This is a genomic window from Psychrobacter sp. CAL346-MNA-CIBAN-0220, from assembly GCF_040309805.1.
GTDB lineage: Bacteria > Pseudomonadota > Gammaproteobacteria > Pseudomonadales > Moraxellaceae > Psychrobacter.
The window spans coordinates 1-238 of record NZ_JBEOPF010000703.1 but is presented as its reverse complement, the minus strand read 5'-3'; the positions used below and the strand labels follow the sequence as shown (position 1 = coordinate 238).

The window sequence follows — 238 nt, the reverse complement described above, 5'->3', positions numbered from 1 at the left end:
GTACGGCCCCATCATTCCGGTGATAAACGCCAGTGGAATAAACGCCACCATTATAGTGAGTGTCGACATAAGCAAGGCATTTCGAATTTCGCTCATTGCACCAACAATCTGCTGTTTTTTATCGCCTTTTTTATTCAAAAAGCGGCTAATATTATCAATACCTGTGATTGGGTCATCTACCAGTAAACCCAAAGATAAAATAAGCGCAAATAAGGTCACCCGGTTAATGGTGTAACCA

Annotated in this window: 1 protein-coding gene; it reads right to left on the bottom strand. The window is 41.2% G+C overall.

Going from position 1 to position 238, the window contains the following annotated elements; genetic code table 11:
- On the bottom strand, window positions 1–238 hold a 238-nt coding region (locus tag AAEY88_RS15385), incomplete at both ends, for an efflux RND transporter permease subunit (RefSeq protein ID WP_350563787.1).